The organism is Streptomyces sp. A1277, from assembly GCF_004795015.1.
In the GTDB taxonomy this organism is placed as follows: Bacteria; Actinomycetota; Actinomycetes; order Streptomycetales; family Streptomycetaceae; genus Streptomyces.
This window is the reverse complement of record NZ_SSBI01000040.1, coordinates 34,558-51,832: the sequence shown is the minus strand read 5'-3', so window position 1 is coordinate 51,832 and position 17,275 is coordinate 34,558. Positions and strand designations below refer to the sequence as shown.

The window sequence follows — 17,275 nt, the reverse complement described above, 5'->3', positions numbered from 1 at the left end:
GTCCGCTCGCGAGAGCGGACCGGGCCCGGGAGCACGGCCGGTGACGGCCGGTCAGGCGGAAGCCGGCGGGTACAGGGCGCGCGGCAGGCGGGAGGCCGCCGCCGCGTCCAGCAGCCACAGGGTGCGGCCGCGGCCGTACGCTCCGGCCGCCGGGGCCTGGATCTCCCCGGCCCCCGACAGGGCGATGGCCACGGCCTCCGCCTTGTCCTCGCCCGCCGCCAGCAGCCACACCTCGCGCGCCGCCCGGATGGCCGGCAGCGTCAGCGAGATCCGGACGGGCGGCGGCTTGGGCGCGCCGTGCACACCGACGACGGTGCGCTCGGTCTCCCGTACCGCCGGCAGCTCCGGGAAGAGCGAGGCGACATGGGTGTCCGGGCCGACGCCCAGCATCAGCACGTCGAACTCCGGCACCGGGCCGTGGTCCTGCGGGGCCGAGGCGGCGGCCAGCTCCGCGGCGTACCCGGCGGCCGCGGCGTCGGCGTCCGGGCCGTAGGGGCCGTCGGACGCGGGCATGACGTGCACCCGGGACGGGTCCAGCCCCACCGCGTCCAGCAGGGCCTCGCGGGCCTGGGTGACATTGCGCTCCGGGTCGCCCTCGGGCAGGAACCGCTCGTCGCCCCACCACAGGTCGAGCCGCGACCAGTCGACCGCGTCCCGGGCGGGCGCGGCGGCGAGCGCGGCCAGCAGGCCGTTGCCGTTGCGGCCGCCGGTGAGCACCACCGAGGCGTCGCCGCGCGCGGCCTGGGCGTCCACGATCTTCGTGATCAGCCGGGCCGCGGCGGCCTGCGCCATCAGCTCCTTGTCGCGGTGCACGACGAGCTGCGGGACCCCGGTCACTTCGACGCCGCCTTCTTCGCCGGGGCGGCCTTCTTGGCGGCGGGCGCCTTGGCGGGTGCCTCGGCGGCGGGCGCGCCCGCCTTGTCCAGGCGCTCCACCCCGAACTTCACCGTGCACTCGTAGACGTTGTCCGGGTCCAGACGCCGCAGCTCCTCCGCGAGCAGCTCCGCCGTCTCGCGGCGCTTGAGCGCCACCGCGCGGTCCGGCTGGCCCACCATGCAGAGCGTGGCGAGCGAACCGTCGGCCCGGTCCAGGACGATGTCGCCGTTCTTCGTCGTCATCCGGACGGCGGTGAGGCCGGGGCCGCCGGACGTGGTGCGCTCCACCGGCACGCCGAGCCGGTCCGCCAGCCACATGGCCAGCAGCTCGCAGCTCGGGTTGTCCGACTCGCCCTCGACCGTGGCCGAGACGACCTCGGCCGGCTGCTGGTCGAGCGCCGCCGCCAGCATCGAGCGCCACGGCGTGATGCGGGTCCAGGCCAGGTCCGTGTCACCGGGCTGGTAGGTCGCCGCGCGCACCGCCAGCTCGTCGAGCGGGTGCTCGGCCGAGTAGGTGTCGGTGATCCGGCGCTGGGAGAGGGCTCCGAGCGGGTCCTTCGCCGGGTCGGCGGGGGCGTCCTGCGGCCACCACACCACCACCGGGGCGTCCGGCAGCAGCAGCGGCAGGACGACCGACTGGGCGTGGTTGGCGAGCTCGCCGTGCAGGCGCAGCACGACGGTCTCGCCGGAGCCGGAGTCGGAACCGACCCGGATCTCGGCGTCGAGCCGCGCGTCACGGCGGGCCCGCGGCGAACGGCTGGCCCGCTTGATGACCGCGATGATCCGCGAGGGGTGCTCGCGGGAGGAGTCGCTGGCCGCCTTGAGCGCGTCGTAGGCGTTCTCCTCGTCGGTGACGATGACGAGGGTGAGCACCATCCCGATCGCGGGGGCGCCGACCGCGCGCCGGGCCGAGACCAGGGCCTGGTTGATCTTGCTGGACGTGGTTTCCGTGAGATCGATCTTCATGGCCGGCGCCAGCTCCGTCCGTCGCGTGCGAGCATCTCGTCCGCCTCGGCCGGTCCCCAGGTTCCGGCCGGGTACTGGGCGGGCTTGCCGTGCTTGTCCCAGTACTCCTCGATCGGGTCGAGGATGTTCCAGGAGAGCTCGACCTCCTGGTGGCGCGGGAAGAGGTTGGCGTCGCCGAGCAGGACGTCGAGGATGAGCCGTTCGTACGCCTCCGGGCTGGACTCCGTGAAGGACTCGCCGTACGCGAAGTCCATCGTGACGTCCCGGACCTCCATCGAGGTGCCGGGCACCTTGGAGCCGAACCGCACCGTGACGCCCTCGTCCGGCTGCACCCGGATGACCAGGGCGTTGCCGCCCAGCTCCTCGGTGGCGCCGGACTCGAAGGGCAGGTACGGGGCGCGCTTGAAGACGACCGCGATCTCCGTGACCCGGCGGCCGAGCCGCTTGCCGGTCCGCAGGTAGAACGGCACGTCCGCCCAGCGGCGGTTGTTGATCGTCAGCTTGATCGCGGCGAAGGTGTCGGTCTTCGACTTGGGGTCGATTCCCTCTTCCTCCAGGTAGCCGGGCACCTCCTGGCCACCCTGCCACGCGTGCGTGTACTGGCCGCGCACGGTGTGCTTGCCCAGGTCGTCCGGCAGCTCCACCGCCGTGAGCACCTTGAGCTTCTCGGCGACCAGGGCCTTGGGGTGGAAGGAGCCGGGCTCCTCCATCGCGGTCAGCGCCAGCAGCTGGAGCAGGTGGTTCTGGATGACGTCACGGGCCGCGCCGATGCCGTCGTAGTAGCCGGCCCGGCCGCCGATGCCGATGTCCTCGGCCATCGTGATCTGGACGTGGTCGACGTACGACCTGTTCCAGATCGGCTCCCACATCGTGTTGGCGAAGCGCAGCGCCAGGATGTTCTGGACCGTCTCCTTGCCGAGGTAGTGGTCGATGCGGAAGACCTCGTTCGGCGGGAAGACGTCGTGCACGATCTGGTTGAGCTCCTGCGCGCTCTCCAGGTCGTGGCCGAACGGCTTCTCGATGACGGCCCGGCGCCAGCTGCCTTCCTTCTGGTCGGCCAGCCCGTGCTTCTTGAGCTGCTGGACGACCTTGGGGAAGAACTTCGGAGGCACGGACAGGTAGAAGGCGAAGTTGCCGCCCGTGCCCTGTGCCTTGTCGAGCTCCTCGATCGTGGCTCTGAGGGTCTCGAAGGCCACGTCGTCGTCGAAGTTGCCCTGCACGAACCGCATGCCCTGGCTGAGCTGCTGCCAGACCTCTTCGCGGAAGGGGGTGCGGGAATGCTCCTTGACGGCGTCGTGCACGACCTGGGCGAAGTCCTCGTCCTCCCAGTCGCGGCGCGCGAAACCGATGAGCGAGAAGCCCGGCGGCAGCAGGCCGCGGTTGGCCAGGTCGTAGACGGCGGGCATCAGCTTTTTACGGGACAAATCGCCCGTGACGCCAAAGATGACCAGGCCCGACGGCCCCGCGATGCGCGGGAGCCGTCGGTCCTGGGCGTCACGGAGCGGGTTGGCTCCGGGAACACCAGACAAAGTGGTCAGCCCTTCGAAGGAGCGAGGCGCTCGAGTTCGGCCTCGGTCGACTTGAGCAGCTCGTTCCAGGACGTCTCGAACTTCTCGACGCCCTCGTCCTCCAGTACCTGCACGACGTCGTCGTAGTCGACGCCGAGCTTCTTGATCGCGTCGAGGTCGGCACGAGCCCGGTCGTACGCACCGGCGACGGTGTTGCCGGTGACCTCCCCATGGTCCGCCACCGCCTCCAAAGTCGCCTCGGGCATGGTGTTGACCGTGTTCGGCGCGACGAGGTCCACCACGTACAGGGTGTCCTTCAGCGCCGGGTCCTTCACGCCGGTGGAGGCCCACAGCGGACGCTGCTTGTTGGCGTGCGCCTTGTCGAGGGCGTCCCACCGCTCACCGGAGAAGACCTCCTCGTACGCCTCGTAGGCCAGGCGTGCGTTGGCCAGGGCGGACTTGCCCTTCGCGGCCTTCGCCTCGTCGCTGCCGACCGCGTCCAGGCGCTTGTCGATCTCGGTGTCCACGCGGGACACGAAGAACGACGCCACCGAGTGGATCTCGGAGAGGTCCAGGCCCGCGGCCTTCGCCTTCTCCAGGCCCGCCAGGTAGGCGTCCATGACCGCGCGGTAGCGCTCCAGGGAGAAGATCAGCGTGACGTTGACGCTGATGCCCCGGCCGATCGTCTCGGTGATCGCCGGCAGACCCGCCTCGGTGGCCGGGATCTTGATGAGCGTGTTCGGCCGGTCCACCAGCCAGGCCAGCTGCTTGGCCTCGGCGACCGTGGCCTTCGTGTTGTGGGCCAGGCGCGGGTCGACCTCGATGGAGACCCGGCCGTCCTGGCCGTCGGTCGCGTCGAAGACCGGGCGCAGGATGTCGGCCGCGTCCCGGACGTCCGCGGTGGTGATCATGCGGATCGCTTCCTCGACGGTCACCCGGCGGGCGGCGAGGTCGGCGAGCTGCTGGTCGTAACCGTCGCCCTGCGAGATCGCCTTCTGGAAGATCGAGGGGTTGGTCGTGACGCCCACGACGTGGCTCTGGTCGATCAGCTCGGCCAGGTTGCCCGACGTGATCCGCTTGCGCGAGAGGTCGTCGAGCCAGATCGCCACGCCCTCGTCGGAGAGGCGCTTGAGTGCGTCTGTCATGAGAATTGCATCTCCTACTAGTCGTATAACGGCGTCAGCGCACGGCGGCGGCGAGGGATTCCCGCGCGGCGGCGGCGACGTGCTCGCTGGTGAAGCCGAACTCACGGAACAGCACCTTGGCGTCCGCCGAAGCGCCGAAGTGCTCCAGCGAAACGATCCGGCCGGCGTCCCCGACGTACCGGTACCAGGTCAGACCGATGCCTGCCTCGACGGCCACTCGGGCCCTGACCGACGGCGGCAGCACGCTGTCCTTGTAACCCTGGTCCTGCTCCTCGAACCATTCGACACACGGCATCGACACCACACGGGTCGGAATTCCGGCCGCCTGGAGCTCTTCGCGCGCCTCCACGGCGAGCTGGACCTCGGAGCCCGTACCGATCAGCACGACCTGCGGCTCGCCACCCTCGGCGTCGCGCAGCACGTAGCCGCCCTTCGCCGTGTCCTCGTTCGCCTCGTACGTCGGCACGCCCTGGCGGGTCAGCGCCAGACCGTGCGGGGCGCCCTTGCCGAACACCTTGGTGTAGCGGCGCAGGATCTCGCGCCAGGCGATGGCGGTCTCGTTGGCGTCGGCCGGGCGCACGACGTTCAGGCCCGGGATGGCGCGCAGCGAGGCCAGGTGCTCCACCGGCTGGTGGGTCGGGCCGTCCTCGCCGAGACCGATCGAGTCGTGCGTCCAGACGTACGTCACGGGCAGGTGCATCAGCGCGGACAGCCGCACGGCGTTGCGCATGTAGTCGGAGAACACCAGGAAGGTGCCGCCGTAGATGCGGGTGTTGCCGTGCAGCGCGATGCCGTTCATGGCGGCGGCCATGGCGTGCTCGCGGATGCCGAAGTGGATCGTGCGCCCGTACGGGTCGGCCTCCGGCAGCGGGTTGCCCGCGGGGAGGAACGAGGACGTCTTGTCGATCGTGGTGTTGTTGGAGCCCGCCAGGTCGGCGGAGCCGCCCCACAGCTCGGGGATGATCTCACCGAGCGCCTGGAGCACCTTGCCGGACGCGGCGCGGGTGGCGACGCCCTTGCCGGTCTCGAAGACCGGCAGGCTGTCCTCCCAGCCCTTGGGCAGCTCGCCCGCGCGCACGCGGTCGAAGTCGGCGGCGCGCTCCGGGTTGGCGGCGCGCCACGCGTCGAAGGTCTGCTGCCACTCGGCCTTGGCCTCGCGGCCCCGGTCCAGGGCGCGGCGGGTGTGCCCGATGACCTCGTCGGAGACCTCGAAGGACTTCTCCGGGTCGAAGCCCAGTACCTTCTTGGTCGCGGCGACCTCGTCGTCGCCGAGCGCCGAGCCGTGCGATGCCTCGGTGTTCTGGGCGTGCGGGGCGGGCCAGGCGATGATCGAGCGGGCCGCGATGAACGACGGGCGCTCCGTCTCGGCCTTGGCGGCCAGCAGGGCCTTGTACAGCCCCTCCGGGTCCAGGTCGCCGTTGGGCAGCTGGTCGACGCGCTGGACGTGCCAGCCGTACGCCTCGTAGCGCTTGACGGTGTCCTCGGAGACCGCGGTCTCCGTGTCGCCCTCGATGGAGATGTGGTTGTCGTCCCACAGCAGGACCAGGTTGCCCAGCTTCTGGTGCCCGGCCAGCGAGGACGCCTCCGCGGAGATGCCCTCCTGGAGGCAGCCGTCACCGGCGACGGCCCACACCATGTGGTCGAAGGGGGAGGTGCCGGGGGCCGCCTCCGGGTCGAACAGACCGCGCTCGTAGCGGGCGGCCATGGCCATGCCCACGGCGTTGGCGACACCCTGGCCCAACGGGCCCGTGGTCGTCTCCACCCCGGTGGTGTGGCCGTACTCCGGGTGGCCCGGGGTCTTGGAGCCCCAGGTGCGGAATGCCTTCAGGTCATCGAGCTCCAGGCCGTAGCCGGCCAGGTAGAGCTGGATGTACAGGGTCAGGCTGGTGTGGCCCGCCGAGAGCACGAACCGGTCGCGGCCGGTCCACTCCGCGTCGGCGGGGTCGTGCCGCATCACCTTCTGGAAGATGGTGTACGCGGCGGGAGCCAGGCTCATGGCCGTACCCGGGTGGCCGTTTCCGACTTTCTGTACGGCGTCCGCGGCGAGGACGCGGACGGTGTCCACGGCCCGCTGGTCCAATTCGGTCCACTGGAGGTCTGTGGTGGTCGGCTTGGTGCTCACCCTGAGTCAGGGCTCCTCTCCAACTGTTGTAGACCGGTGACTTCGACCGCACCGGATGCTGTCGAGCCTACCCCCGTCCGTACCCGCGATTTCCGGCTCCTACCAGGGTGCGGGCGGCCCGCGGAATCCGCCTCCCGTATGAGCGGGAGGGGGCACCGATGGGCCTCTCCGATGAGCGTGCGGCCCCACTCCTGAGGCGCTCCGACGAGCAGGCGGGAGCACGGCCGCGGGCTCCCGGACGCGCCCCGCGCCAACCCTGCGACACCTGTGCGTCACTCGTACGTGCGAAGCGCCGCGCGGGTGCGCCGCGACGGCCTCCGGCGCCACATCAACACGACCCCACCCCCGCGAAGGGCGGCCTGTCCCCAACGTCTACAGTGGTCGGGTTCGCGCAAGTCTTCACTGGGCCCTCATGCCCGGAGCTTGCTGGGATTTCTCTGTCAGGGGTGTGCGTGACGGCCGTCGAGTCCCGACCCGCAGGGGTCGCCTTGACTCCGAGCCCAGGGGGCCAACGCCCATTCGGGGCCCGTGTCAAGGCATTCGTGGCACTGACCAAGCCTCGGATCATCGAGCTGTTGCTGATCACCACTGTTCCGGTGATGTTCCTGGCCGCTCAGGGTGTACCCGACCTTTGGCTCGTGCTCACTACCACCGTCGGCGGCTACCTGTCCGCCGGTGGTGCCAATGCACTGAACATGTACATCGACCGCGACATCGACGCGCTGATGGACCGCACGTCGCAGCGCCCGCTGGTCACCGGCATGGTGAGCCCGCGCGAGTGCCTGGCCTTCGGCATCTGCCTCGCGGTGATCTCGACGGCCTGGTTCGGTCTGCTGGTCAACTGGCTGTCGGCGGCCCTCGCGCTGGGCGCCCTGCTCTTCTACGTCGTGGTCTACACGATGCTGCTGAAGCGCCGCACCTCGCAGAACATCGTGTGGGGCGGCATCGCGGGCTGCATGCCGGTCCTCATCGGCTGGTCGGCCGTGACCAACGAGCTCTCCTGGGCCGCGGTGATCCTCTTCGCCGTCATCTTCTTCTGGACGCCGCCGCACTACTGGCCGCTGTCCATGAAGGTGAAGGACGACTACGCGCGGGTCGGCGTCCCGATGCTTCCGGTCATCGCCTCCAACAAGGTGGTCGCCCGCCAGATCGTCGCCTACAGCTGGGTGATGGTCGCCGTCTCGCTGCTGCTCACCCCGCTGGGCTACACCGGCTGGTTCTACACCGCGGTGGCGCTGCTGACCGGCGGGTTCTGGCTCTGGGAGGCGCACGCGCTGCTCGGCCGGGCCAAGGCCGGGGTGACCGGTGCGAAGCTCAAGGAGATGCGGCTGTTCCACTGGTCGATCACCTACGTGTCGCTGCTGTTCGTGGCCGTGGCGGTGGACCCCTTCCTGCGGTAGGTCCCCAGCTCCGCCCGACGGGCGGGGAGCGTGGCACAAGCCACCCTCCCCGCCCGTCGCCGGTTGATCTACCCGCCGGTAGCATCCTGTCCATGGCAGAGACGGCAGATACGGCTGAGACCCAGCAGGTGGACGGCAAGCAGGCGGCGCGCGCGGAACGCAGGGCGGCCCGGCTGGCCAAGCAGATCGGCGCCTTCGCGAAGGCGCACGGCGGCGCCGAGGGGCAGCTCGCCTACCTCGGGCAGACGGGCACCCGCATCGTCCTCGTCGGCGAGGACGGCGGCTGGGGCGACCTGGTGGCCCCCTCGTACGCGGTCGCCGAGAGCGCCGCGCGGAAGTCCGGGATCACCCTCCACGACGAGTTCGACGGCGAGTTCGCGGCGAAGGTGCACACGGGCCCGTACGAGTGGTCCCGGATGGCCGGCATCCAGGTCGGCGGCCCGTCCAACAGGGCCTGAGACCCGCACAACGGATCAGGGGCTCCCGCTCCACGGCTGTGCGCCGTGAGCGGGAGCCCCTGATCCGTTGTGAAGTGCGGTGTCAGCCGGCCGCCGCGGGCTCGGGCTGCTCGGCCGCCGGCTCCGGCATCCGGGTGACGGCCACCGGCCGCTCACGCAGCGACAGCAGGACCCGTACGACCCCGATCCAGACCAGGCACGAGCCCAACATGTGGATGCCGACCAGGATCTCCGGCGTGTCGGTGAAATATTGCACGTACCCCACCAGCCCCTGAGCCATCAGGATCAGGAACAGGTCCCGGGCCCGGTGCAGCGGCCCGACGGGGGCGTCCACGGCCTTCAGGGCGAACCAGAGCGCGACGGTCAGGGCAACCACGACCCAGGCCAGGTCGGCGTGCAGCTGGGTGATCATCTTCCAGTCGATCGGGATGCGGTGCACATCGCTGGAGTCGCCCGCGTGCCGCCCGGCGCCCGTGACCACCGTGCCGACCGCGATCAGCAGCCCCGCCGCGACCGCGAGCAGCCAGCACAGCTGCGCGACCGCCTTGCCGACCAGCGGGCGCGGCGCCCCGTCGCCCTCACGCACCCGCTGCCAGGTCACCAGGGCGACCGCGAGCAGCGCGGTGGACAGCAGGAAGTGCGCCGCCACGGTGTACGGGTTGAGGCCGACGAGCACCACGATGCCGCCGAGCACCGCGTTGCCCATCACGATCCAGAACTGCACCCAGCCGAGCCGGGTGAGGCTGCGCCGCCAGGGCTTCGCGGACCGGGCCGCGATGATCGCCCAGCCGACCGCCGCGCACAGGACGTACGTCAGCATCCGGTTGCCGAACTCGATGGCGCCGTGGAAGCCCATCGCGCTCGTCGCCGTCAGGCTCTCGTCGGTGCACTTGGGCCAGGTCGGGCAGCCGAGACCGGAACCGGTCAGCCGGACGGCGCCGCCGGTCACGACGATGACGACGGCCATCACGACCGCCGACATGGTGGCGCGGCGCACCGTACGGGGCTCGGGCGTCCAGCGCTCGGCGATGTACAGCAGCGGATTGCGCAGGGCTTGAGCGACTTCGGCTCTCGTCAGCTTGGGCACGCGCACCATGGTAGGACGCCGCTTGTGCAAGCTTTCACGAGGGGGACGAGTTGCCCGAAACGGCAACGGAACGCATCCGTCCTCTCACTCCCAGCGGAAGAACCGGGCCGCCGCGCCGAGCCCCAGCACGGTCCAGCCCGCGAGGATGCCCAGATCGCCCCACGGCATCCCGGCACCGTGCTGGAGGACGTCCCGCAGCCCGTCCGACAGGGCCGCGATCGGCAGCAGCCCCAGCACCGACTGCACGGCGTCCGGGAACTTCTCCAGCGGCACGATCACCCCGCCGCCCACCAGCAGCAGCAGGAACACCAGGTTGGCGGCGGCGAGCGTCGCCTCCGCCTTCAGCGTCCCGGCCATCAGCAGCCCGAGCCCGGAGAACGCGGCCGTCCCCAGCACCAGGAGCAGCAGCACGGCGAACGGATCGCCGTGCGGCGACCAGCCGAGCGCGAAGGCGATCACCGTCAGCAGGACCACCTGGAGCACCTCGGTGACCAGCACGGAGAGGGTCTTCGCGGTCATCAGCGCCCAGCGGGGCAGCGGCGAGGCGCCGAGCCGCTTGAGCACCCCGTAGCGCCGCTCGAAACCGGTGGCGATGGCCTGCCCGGTGAAGGCCGTCGACATCACGGCCAGCGCCAGCACGCCCGGTGTCAGGAAGTCGACCGGCTCACCGGAGCCGGTGTCCACGATGTCGACGGAGCTGAACAGCACCAGCAGCAGCGTCGGGATGACCACGGTCAGCAGCAGCTGCTCGCCGTTGCGCAGCAGCATCCGCGTCTCCAGCGCGGTCTGCGCGGCGATCATGCGCGGCAGCGGGGCGGCGCCCGGCCGGGGGGTGTACGTACCGGCGCTCATGCGCGCAGCTCCTTGCCGGTCAGTTCCAGGAAGACGTCCTCCAGGGTGTGGCGCTCCACGGAGATGCCGGAGGGCATCACGCCGTGCTGCGCGCACCAGGAGGTGACGGTGGCCAGCAGCTGCGGGTCGATGTCGCCGGTGATCCGGTAGGCGCCGGTGCTCAGCTCGGCCGCCCCGGTGCCGTCGGGCAGCGCCTTCAGCAGCGAGCCGAGGTCGAGCCCCGGGCGGCCGGTGAAGCGCAGGGTGTTCTCGGCGCCGCCCCTGCACAGAGCCTCGGGGCTGCCTTGAGCGACGATCCGGCCCGAGTCGATGACGGCGACCTCGTCGGCCAGCTCCTCGGCCTCGTCCATGAAGTGGGTGGTGAGCACGATGCTGACGCCGTCGGCGCGCAGCTCCCGGACCAGGTCCCAGGTGGAGCGGCGGGCCTGCGGGTCGAGGCCGGCGGTCGGCTCGTCCAGGAAGACCAGCTCCGGCCGGCCGACCACGGCCATGGCCAGGGCGAGCCGCTGCTGCTGGCCGCCGGAGAGCCTGCGGTAGGTGGTGCGGCCGCAGGAGCCGAGGCCGAGGCGCTCGATCAGGGCGTCCACGTCGAGCGGGTGGGCGTGCAGTTTCGCCATGTGGCGGAGCATCTCGTCGGCGCGGGCGCCGGAGTGGATACCGCCTGACTGGAGCATCACGCCGATCCTCGGGCGCAGCCGTGCGGCGTCGGCGACGGGGTCGAGGCCGAGGACCCTGACCGTTCCGCCGTCGGGGCGGCGGTAGCCCTCGCAGGTCTCGATCGTGGTGGTCTTGCCGGCGCCGTTGGGGCCGAGTACGGCGGTGACCGCGCCGGCCGGGATCTCCAGGTCGAGGCCGTCCACCGCGGTCTTCTCGCCGTACCGCTTGACCAGGCCGCTGATCCGGACAGCCGGGCCGGAGGAGGGTGGAGCGGGCTCGCTGTTCATGGGAATCGAGTGTAGGCAGCCGCCCGGGAGCCCCTGGTCCGGGGGCTTGATTAGGTGACCCTAAGTGATGGATTGCACGGTTGATCGTTTCGGAACGTGGTTGTCAGGGCCGGATGAATTACGCAACAATGGCGTTGTGAAATACACGGGCGAGGCTCCGCAGGAGGAACTCGCGACCGGTGAGCGCTCGACGCGCAACCGGGTCGCGCGCTCCATCCTGGACCACGGCCCGTCCACCGTCGCCGACCTGGCGAAGCGCCTGGGGCTCACCCAGGCCGCCGTCCGCCGCCACCTCGACGCCCTCACCTGTGACGGCGTCGTGGAGGCCCGCGAGAAGCGGGTGTACGGGGCGCGTACCCGTGGCCGTCCGGCCAAGGTGTTCGCCCTCACCGACTGCGGCCGGGACGCTTTCGACCAGTCCTACGACTCGCTCGCCGCCGACGCCCTGCGCTGGATCGCAGAGCTCGCGGGCGAGGAAGCGGTCATGGCGTTCGCCCGGGCCAGGACCGCCGAGCAGTCGGCGGCCTACCGCGCGGCGATCGAGGCCGCGGACCCCGAAGCCCGTACGGAGGCGTTGGCCAAGGCCCTGTCCGCCGACGGGTACGCTGCTACGGCGCGCAGCGCGCCGGGCCCGCAGCAGGGTGAGCAGCTGTGCCAGCACCACTGCCCGGTCGCGCATGTCGCCGAGCAGTATCCGCAGCTGTGCGAGGCGGAGACGGAGATCTTCTCCAGCCTCCTGGGGACCCATGTGCAGCGTCTGGCCACCATCGCCCACGGCGACGGGGTGTGCACGACGTACATTCCGCGCAGCGGACACCCCACCCCACAGACCACCGATTCAGCTTCTGCAAGCACCACGGCCGGGAGGAACCCCGCATGACGCTCCCCACGGAGACTGCCCACCCTGAGCTCGAAGGTCTGGGCACGTACGAATTCGGCTGGGCCGACTCCGACGCGGCAGGTGCGACGGCCAAGCGCGGCCTCTCCGAGGCCGTCGTCCGCGACATCTCGGAGAAGAAGAACGAGCCCGACTGGATGCTGAAGCTGCGGCTCAAGGGCCTCAAGCTCTTCGAGAAGAAGCCCATGCCGAACTGGGGCTCGGACCTCTCGGGCATCGACTTCGACAACATCAAGTACTTCGTGCGCTCGACGGAGAAGCAGGCGGAGTCCTGGGAGGACCTGCCCGAGGACATCAAGAACACGTACGACAAGCTCGGCATCCCGGAGGCGGAGAAGCAGCGCCTGGTCGCCGGTGTCGCCGCGCAGTACGAGTCCGAGGTCGTCTACCACCAGATCCGCGAGGACCTGGAGGAGCAGGGCGTCATCTTCCTCGACACCGACACGGCGCTGAAGGAGCACCCGGAGCTCTTCAAGGAGTACTTCGGCACCGTCATCCCCGTCGGTGACAACAAGTTCGCCTCGCTGAACTCGGCCGTCTGGTCGGGCGGGTCGTTCATCTACGTCCCCAAGGGTGTCCACGTGGACATCCCGCTCCAGGCGTATTTCCGTATCAACACGGAGAACATGGGCCAGTTCGAGCGGACGCTGATCATCGTCGACGAGGACGCCTACGTCCACTACGTCGAGGGCTGCACCGCTCCGATCTACTCCTCCGACTCGCTGCACTCCGCGGTCGTCGAGATCATCGTGAAGAAGGGCGGCCGCTGCCGCTACACGACGATCCAGAACTGGTCGAACAACGTCTACAACCTGGTCACCAAGCGCGCCGTGGCCTACGAGGGCGCGACCATGGAGTGGGTCGACGGCAACATCGGCTCCAAGGTCACCATGAAGTACCCGGCCGTCTACCTGATGGGCGAGCACGCCAAGGGCGAGACCCTGTCCATCGCCTTCGCGGGCGAGGGCCAGCACCAGGACGCCGGCGCCAAGATGGTCCACATGGCCCCGAACACCTCGTCCAACATCGTCTCCAAGTCGGTGGCGCGAGGCGGCGGCCGCACCTCCTACCGCGGTCTGATCGAGATCGGCGAGGGCGCGCCGGGCGCGAAGTCCAACGTGCTGTGCGACGCGCTGCTGGTCGACACGATCTCCCGGTCCGACACCTACCCGTACGTCGACGTCCGCGAGGACGACGTGTCGATGGGCCACGAGGCGACCGTCTCCAAGGTCTCCGAGGACCAGCTCTTCTACCTGATGAGCCGCGGCATGACCGAGTTCGAGGCCATGGCCATGATCGTGCGCGGCTTCGTCGAGCCGATCGCGAAGGAGCTCCCGATGGAGTACGCCCTGGAGCTCAACCGGCTGATCGAGCTGCAGATGGAGGGTTCGGTCGGCTAGTACCGCCGAGGCCGGCCCGGCAGGGCCGGCCCCCGAATCCCCCTGACATCTGTCCGACTGAGAAAGCGAGCACTACGACAGCCATGGCTGAGGCTCAGAACATTCCTGCGGGGTCCACGACCGCCGGTTCCATCGCGGTGGCCGCGGAGTCGACCGTCGCCACGCGCATGAGCGCGCCCCCGTCCTTCGACGTCGCGGACTTCCCCGTCCCGCACGGCCGCGAGGAGGAGTGGCGGTTCACCCCGCTGGAGCGGCTGCGCGGTCTGCACGACGGCACCGCCGTCGCGACCGGCAGCGGTGTGAAGGTCGCGATCGAGGCCCCCGAGGGCGTCACGGTCGAGACCGTCGGACGGGACGACGCCCGGCTCGGCAAGGCCGGCACGCCGGTGGACCGGGTGGCCGCCCAGGCGTACGCGTCCTTCGAGCAGGCCCACGTGGTCACGGTCGCCAAGGAGGCCGTGCTCTCCGAGCCGGTCCGGGTCGCCGTGCACGGCGAGGGCGGCGTCGCCTACGGCCACCTGGTGGTCGAGCTGGGCGCCTTCGCCGAGGCCGTCGTCGTCATCGACCACACCGGTGACGCGGTGCTCGCCGCCAACGTCGACTACGTCCTGGGCGACGGGGCCAAGCTGACCGTCGTCTCCGTGCAGGACTGGGACGAGCGGGCCGTGCACGTCGGCCAGCACAACGCCCTGGTCGGCCGGGACGCCTCGTTCAAGTCCATCGTCGTCACCTTCGGCGGCGACCTGGTCCGGCTCCACCCCCGGATCGCGTACGCGGGCACCGGTGGCGAGGCCGAGCTGTTCGGCCTCTACTTCACCGACAAGGGCCAGCACCAGGAGCACCGCCTCCTGGTCGACCACAACACCCCGCACTGCAAGTCCAACGTGGCCTACAAGGGCGCGCTCCAGGGCGAGGAGGCGCACGCCGTGTGGATCGGCGACGTGCTCATCCAGGCCGCCGCCGAGGGCACCGACACCTACGAGATGAACCGCAACCTGGTCCTGACCGACGGTGCGCGGGTCGACTCGGTGCCGAACCTGGAGATCGAGACCGGCGAGATCGTCGGCGCCGGCCACGCCTCGGCGACCGGCCGCTTCGACGACGAGCAGCTGTTCTACCTCCAGTCGCGCGGCATCCCGGCCGAGGAGGCCCGCCGCCTCGTCGTGCGCGGCTTCTTCGCCGAGCTGGTCCAGCAGATCGGCCTGCCCGACGTCGAGGCCCGCCTGCTCGACAAGATCGAGACCGAGCTGAAGGCATCGGTCTGATGGCCTTCGTGAAAGCCTGCGCGCTGAGCGAGCTGGAGGATGACACCCCCAAGCGGGTGGAACTCGACGGCACGCCGGTCTCCGTCGTCCGCACCGAGGGCGAGGTGTTCGCGATCAACGACATCTGCTCGCACGCGAACGTCTCGCTGTCCGAGGGCGAGGTCGAGGACTGCTCGATCGAGTGCTGGCTGCACGGATCGAGCTTCGACCTGCGTACCGGCAAGCCGTCCGGTCTTCCCGCGACGCGCCCCGTCCCCGTATACCCCGTCAAGATCGAAGGGGACGATGTGCTCGTCTCCGTCACCCAGGAGTCCTGAGTCACCCATGGCAACGCTTGAAATCCGCGACCTGCACGTCACCGTCGAGGCCGACAACGCCACGAAGGAGATCCTCAAGGGCGTCGACCTGACCGTCAAGCAGGGCGAGACCCACGCCATCATGGGCCCCAACGGGTCCGGCAAGTCCACCCTCGCCTACTCGCTGGCCGGTCACCCGAAGTACACCGTCACCAGCGGCACGGTCACCCTGGACGGCGAGGACGTCCTGGAGATGTCCGTGGACGAGCGGGCCCGCGCCGGCCTGTTCCTCGCCATGCAGTACCCGGTCGAGATCCCCGGTGTCTCGGTCTCCAACTTCCTGCGCACCTCCGCCACCGCCGTTCGCGGCGAGGCGCCCAAGCTGCGTACCTGGGTGAAGGAGGTCAAGGAGGCGATGGCCGCGCTCCAGATGGACCCCGCCTTCGCCGAGCGCAACGTCAACGAGGGCTTCTCCGGCGGTGAGAAGAAGCGCCACGAGATCCTTCAGCTGGAGCTCCTCAAGCCGAAGGTCGCGATCCTCGACGAGACCGACTCCGGCCTGGACGTCGACGCCCTGCGCGTCGTCTCCGAGGGCGTCAACCGCGTCCGCGAGTCCGGCGAGGTCGGTACCCTGCTGATCACGCACTACACCCGGATTCTCCGGTACATCAAGCCCGACTTCGTGCACGTGTTCGCCAACGGCCGGATCGCCGAGTCCGGCGGCGCCGAGCTCGCCGACAAGCTGGAGAACGAGGGCTACGAGGCATACGTGAAGGGTGGCGCTGCCGCGTGACACAGCTGCCGGGCCTCCTCGACACCGAGGCGATCCGCAAGGACTTCCCCCTCCTGGACCGCACGGTCCACGACGGGAAGAAGATCGTTTACCTGGACAGTGCCGCGACCTCGCAGAAGCCGCGGCAGGTCCTGGACGCCCTCAACGAGTACTACGAGCGGCACAACGCCAACGTGCACCGCGGCGTGTACACGATCGCGGAGGAGGCCACGGCGCTGTACGAGGGCGCCCGTGACAAGGTCGCCGCGTTCATCAACGCGCCCAGCCGCAACGAGGTCATCTTCACCAAGAACGCCTCGGAGTCGCTCAACCTCGTGGCCAACATGCTCGGCTGGGCCGACGAGCCCTACCGGGTCGACCACGAGACCGAGATCGTCACCACGGAGATGGAGCACCACTCCAACATCGTGCCCTGGCAGCTGCTCTCGCAGCGCACCGGTGCGAAGCTGAAGTGGTTCGGCATCACCGACGACGGCCGCCTCGACCTGTCCAACATCGACGAGATCATCACCGAGAAGACGAAGATCGTCTCCTTCACGCTGGTCTCGAACATCATGGGCACGCACAACCCGGTCGAGAAGATCATCCGGCGCGCCCAGGAGGTCGGCGCGCTCGTCTGCATCGACGCCTCCCAGGCCGCCCCGCACATGGTGCTCGACGTGCAGGCGCTCCAGGCCGACTTCGTGGCCTTCACCGGACACAAGATGGTCGGCCCGACCGGCATCGGCGTCCTCTGGGGACGGCAGGAACTCCTGGAGGACCTGCCCCCGTTCCTCGGCGGCGGCGAGATGATCGAGACCGTGTCGATGCACTCCTCGACCTACGCGCCCGCCCCGCACAAGTTCGAGGCCGGTACGCCCCCGATCGCCCAGGCCGTCGGTCTCGGCGCGGCCGTGGACTACCTCACGGCGATCGGCATGGAGAACATCCACCGCCACGAGCAGGCCATCACCGCCTACGCGGTGAAGCGGCTCCTGGAGGTGCCGGACCTCAGGATCATCGGCCCGGCCACCGCGGAGGACCGCGGCGCGACGATCTCCTTCACGCTCGGCGACATCCACCCGCACGACGTGGGCCAGGTCCTGGACGAACAGGGCATCGCGGTCCGGGTCGGCCACCACTGCGCCCGCCCGGTGTGCCTGCGGTACGGAATTCCTGCGACGACGCGAGCGTCGTTCTATCTGTACTCCACGCCCGCCGAGGTCGACGCCCTGGTGGACGGGCTGGAACACGTCCGGAACTTTTTCGGTTAGAGCGGCTGGGGAT

16 protein-coding genes are annotated in these 17,275 nt (G+C 70.0%); 8 read left to right on the top strand and 8 right to left on the bottom strand.

Annotation, left to right across the window (positions count from 1 at the left end; translation table 11 throughout):
* Nucleotides 1-51 precede the first annotated feature (51 nt).
* Genes pgl through tkt form a run of 5 tightly spaced genes read right to left on the bottom strand, consistent with a single transcriptional unit; the run spans nucleotide 52 to nucleotide 6,616 of the window.
* The gene (gene pgl, locus E6R18_RS24400; RefSeq protein ID WP_136319049.1) at nucleotides 52-837 is read right to left on the bottom strand and encodes a 6-phosphogluconolactonase; all 786 of its coding nucleotides are present in this window, start codon (nucleotides 835-837) and stop codon (nucleotides 52-54) included.
* Nucleotides 834-1,841: a glucose-6-phosphate dehydrogenase assembly protein OpcA gene (opcA, locus tag E6R18_RS24395; protein WP_136319048.1), complete on the bottom strand. Its 1,008-nt coding sequence runs from the start codon at nucleotides 1,839-1,841 to the stop codon at nucleotides 834-836. Before opcA ends, pgl begins: the two co-directional genes overlap by 4 nt.
* Nucleotides 1,838-3,370 (bottom strand): glucose-6-phosphate dehydrogenase, encoded by a 1,533-nt coding sequence (gene zwf, locus E6R18_RS24390; RefSeq protein ID WP_136319047.1) that lies wholly within the window; start codon nucleotides 3,368-3,370, stop codon nucleotides 1,838-1,840. Before zwf ends, opcA begins: the two co-directional genes overlap by 4 nt.
* A 5-nt stretch (nucleotides 3,371-3,375) precedes the next feature.
* Nucleotides 3,376-4,494 (bottom strand): transaldolase, encoded by a 1,119-nt coding sequence (gene tal, locus E6R18_RS24385; protein ID WP_136319046.1) that lies wholly within the window; start codon nucleotides 4,492-4,494, stop codon nucleotides 3,376-3,378.
* A gap of 34 nt (nucleotides 4,495-4,528) precedes the next feature.
* A complete protein-coding gene (gene tkt, locus E6R18_RS24380; protein WP_136319045.1) occupies nucleotides 4,529-6,616 on the bottom strand; it encodes a transketolase in 2,088 nt (695 codons plus the stop codon).
* 446 nt (nucleotides 6,617-7,062) lie between these two features.
* Here tkt and E6R18_RS24375 point away from each other — a divergent pair, with 446 nt between their 5' ends.
* Both E6R18_RS24375 and E6R18_RS24370 read left to right on the top strand, forming a co-directional pair.
* Nucleotides 7,063-8,016 carry a heme o synthase gene (locus tag E6R18_RS24375; protein WP_168712423.1) on the top strand — a complete coding sequence of 318 codons (954 nt, stop codon included), beginning with the start codon at nucleotides 7,063-7,065 and terminating at the stop codon, nucleotides 8,014-8,016.
* A 92-nt stretch (nucleotides 8,017-8,108) separates the two neighbouring features.
* Nucleotides 8,109-8,474 (top strand): hypothetical protein, encoded by a 366-nt coding sequence (locus tag E6R18_RS24370; protein ID WP_136319044.1) that lies wholly within the window; start codon nucleotides 8,109-8,111, stop codon nucleotides 8,472-8,474.
* Between the two features lie 82 nt (nucleotides 8,475-8,556).
* On the opposite strand, the gene E6R18_RS24365 is transcribed toward E6R18_RS24370, so the two are convergent.
* The 3 genes from E6R18_RS24365 to E6R18_RS24355 form a co-directional block, all read right to left on the bottom strand.
* On the bottom strand, nucleotides 8,557-9,570 hold the full coding sequence (locus tag E6R18_RS24365) for a COX15/CtaA family protein (RefSeq protein ID WP_136319043.1): 1,014 nt from the start codon (nucleotides 9,568-9,570) through the stop codon (nucleotides 8,557-8,559).
* Nucleotides 9,571-9,645: 75 nt separating this feature from the next.
* The gene (locus E6R18_RS24360; RefSeq protein WP_136319042.1) at nucleotides 9,646-10,413 is read right to left on the bottom strand and encodes an ABC transporter permease; all 768 of its coding nucleotides are present in this window, start codon (nucleotides 10,411-10,413) and stop codon (nucleotides 9,646-9,648) included.
* Nucleotides 10,410-11,357, bottom strand: coding sequence for an ABC transporter ATP-binding protein (locus E6R18_RS24355; RefSeq protein ID WP_136319041.1), 948 nt, complete (start codon nucleotides 11,355-11,357; stop codon nucleotides 10,410-10,412). The genes E6R18_RS24360 and E6R18_RS24355 overlap by 4 nt, the downstream gene beginning before the upstream one ends.
* Before the next feature lie 136 nt (nucleotides 11,358-11,493).
* Between E6R18_RS24355 and E6R18_RS24350 the strand changes: the two genes are divergently transcribed.
* The 6 genes from E6R18_RS24350 (at nucleotide 11,494) to E6R18_RS24325 (ending at nucleotide 17,262) form a co-directional block, all read left to right on the top strand.
* Nucleotides 11,494-12,237 carry a metalloregulator ArsR/SmtB family transcription factor gene (locus tag E6R18_RS24350; RefSeq protein WP_136319040.1) on the top strand — a complete coding sequence of 248 codons (744 nt, stop codon included), beginning with the start codon at nucleotides 11,494-11,496 and terminating at the stop codon, nucleotides 12,235-12,237.
* Entirely contained in the window at nucleotides 12,234-13,655 is a 1,422-nt protein-coding gene (gene sufB / locus E6R18_RS24345; protein ID WP_136319039.1) for a Fe-S cluster assembly protein SufB, read from the top strand. The genes E6R18_RS24350 and sufB overlap by 4 nt, the downstream gene beginning before the upstream one ends.
* Nucleotides 13,656-13,738: 83 nt before the next feature.
* Nucleotides 13,739-14,920: a Fe-S cluster assembly protein SufD gene (gene sufD / locus E6R18_RS24340; protein WP_136319038.1), complete on the top strand. Its 1,182-nt coding sequence runs from the start codon at nucleotides 13,739-13,741 to the stop codon at nucleotides 14,918-14,920.
* The gene (locus E6R18_RS24335) at nucleotides 14,920-15,237 is read left to right on the top strand and encodes a bifunctional 3-phenylpropionate/cinnamic acid dioxygenase ferredoxin subunit (RefSeq protein WP_018555702.1); all 318 of its coding nucleotides are present in this window, start codon (nucleotides 14,920-14,922) and stop codon (nucleotides 15,235-15,237) included. The genes sufD and E6R18_RS24335 overlap by 1 nt, the downstream gene beginning before the upstream one ends.
* A 7-nt stretch (nucleotides 15,238-15,244) precedes the next feature.
* Entirely contained in the window at nucleotides 15,245-16,009 is a 765-nt protein-coding gene (sufC, locus tag E6R18_RS24330) for a Fe-S cluster assembly ATPase SufC (RefSeq protein WP_136319037.1), read from the top strand.
* Nucleotides 16,006-17,262, top strand: a complete 1,257-nt coding sequence (locus tag E6R18_RS24325; protein WP_136319036.1) for a cysteine desulfurase — start codon at nucleotides 16,006-16,008, stop codon at nucleotides 17,260-17,262. The genes sufC and E6R18_RS24325 overlap by 4 nt, the downstream gene beginning before the upstream one ends.
* The last annotated feature ends 13 nt before the right edge of the window (nucleotides 17,263-17,275 follow it).